1 protein-coding gene is annotated in these 2,163 nt (G+C 65.0%); it reads left to right on the forward strand.

Features of this window, described 5'->3' with window-relative positions; genetic code table 11:
• Window positions 1-259: 259 nt before the first annotated feature.
• A complete protein-coding gene (locus AC3LB0_RS05905; protein WP_488650237.1) occupies window positions 260-2,059 on the forward strand; it encodes a hypothetical protein in 1,800 nt (599 codons plus the stop codon).
• Window positions 2,060-2,163 lie beyond the last annotated feature (104 nt).

The raw sequence follows: 2,163 nt of genomic DNA on the forward strand, positions 1-2,163 counted from the left end.
CAGCAAAGAACCACAACCAGACAGCATACCAACCCCGTCTGACTCACAAGCTCTTTCGCCACGCAACAACGAAAGGGCAGTCGGAGCAGGGCCCGAGCGGATGTCTCCAGCCGAACAGGGCGAAGACCTGGAAGCATCATCACCGCCAGTGGCAGGACATCAGCTACCACCATACCAACAAACACCAACCCATTCCGGAATCAGCTGGCCGATTTCGCCGCCAGAGGCCTCAGCCATGTCACCAGCGGCAGAGCAAAGGATGGTCATGCAAATTCTCATGGCCTACGGTCTCCCCGGAGACCTGGAGCCCCACATCCCGGATCTCGCTGCGCTCATGCAGATCGAAGTCACGCACGGCGCATACATCGATCAGGAGCTATCGATGTACGTCGCCGCGGCGGCGTCAGAGGCCATCACGGCGCGGTGCATGAGCATTCGCAACGAAGCCGAGGCCTGCCTAGCCATGGCGAGGAACGCCGTACGCGTACCCTCGCTTGGACCGCCCCCGGCGGCCCAGGCTACGGCGCATAAAGGGGCTGCCCCCCTCGGCGCCGCGATGCCCATCGCGGCCCACAAGTCACTGGTGCAGGCCAGTGGGCTGCGAGCCCAGCCAATCAGACAAGCACCAGGCAAGCAGGCACCCATCAATCAGCCCAGCATGGACGGAGCGCCTCGTCAGAAGCTGACGCAGGTCGAGATCGAGGATGCTGACAAGAAAGCACTCGTATCCGTCCTCATGGCCGAGATGCCAGCAGCATGGCGAGCGTCTCTCATGTTGCACGTCGACGGAAAATCCGTCCCGGCGGTCATGGACGAAGGACGACGCGCAAGCACTGCGCGTGCGGTCCTGCTCACCAAAGGGACGTCTGTGATCAAACGCATGATCGCAGCCCAACGCTACCACACGAGGTGGGCGGCGGCCAACAGCATGGAGGTCTACCCGGTACCAACGGACGTGGCGTGCGCCGCGCTGCAGGACCGCATGGAGTCGGCAGTGGCGAACGCGGCGGAACGCAAGCGCAAACGGGAGGCAAAGGGGCAGCCACCAGGGGTCCACTCGCGCGGTGGCGTGACCGCCGCGAAGGCAGTCCGGCTTGGCTACAGAGCCCTTGGCGAGTACATGGGACTCGATATCGACGGCGCGTCGCCGATGGTGCAGGCGATCACAGCGGCAGGCCCAGGCGAGCCGAGCGTGGGGCAGATGATTCCAATTGACATCCTCATGGAATACCAACATCTCACCAATCACCCCAACCAATTCGTCGCAGCGCGCGCCGGGGCAGCGTACCTGCAGTGCGCATCGTCCCTCAGGGTGATCGACCAAATGCGAACCCCTGATCTCCAGTTCGAGGAGGTGACCATCTGCGGCTCAGAACTGACCGTGGTCACCGGAACCACGGCAAAGTCCAAAGCGGTCACGGCGCTTCAGATGCGCCCGCTGCCATGGCGGGTGCCGATCATCTCTGTCGCACCCGGCCCCGGGGTCAACCTCGTCCCCCTCCTCTTGGCTATGCGCGAGTGCCCATGCATGTGGCCCGGCATGGACAAGACGGCCACGGAGGCCGGAACATACACGGGCAAGCCGGCTACCCATGCGGAGGCGGTGCGTGACATGCGCAACATCCTCAAACTGGTGCCGCGCCTGCGTGGCGACGCCAGAGTGGACGCCATCGGGGGCCACGACGGGCGCCACGTCATACCGGAGTGCGCGCGCGTCATGAAGCTACCCAGATCCATGCGGGACACCATCGGCTACTGGCGCTCACCGAGCGCCGTCACCGACGAAACCAACGAGAAAGCGGCGCGCGACGCGGCCCTACGCTTCGCGCGCGTAGCCCGCGTCCGCATGGGCTGGGGCAGGCACCTGAGCGACAGGTACTCCTCTCAGGTCGGGCAAGTGATCGAAGGGGACGAGGGCAGAGTCGCCTGCCTCATGGCCATCAAAGCCTGGGCAGGCACCCAGCCACCGGGCGCGGCAGCACCCAGCAACCGGGCAGCGCTGCAGGGCATCGCGGACGAAGTGACGAAGAACTCGGGCGAGCACGCGGCGTACGACTGAGCGGGGCGCCGGAGCGAGAAAGCATGTGGGGGTCACCCCGGCACCCCCTTCCGGCAAGGGAGCATACACATGTGGGAGATGCCGTCGGGATTGCCGGTAGACCC

Origin of the sequence: Candidatus Limnocylindrus sp. (assembly GCF_040397235.1) — a bacterium.
GTDB lineage: Bacteria > Chloroflexota > Limnocylindria > Limnocylindrales > Limnocylindraceae > Limnocylindrus.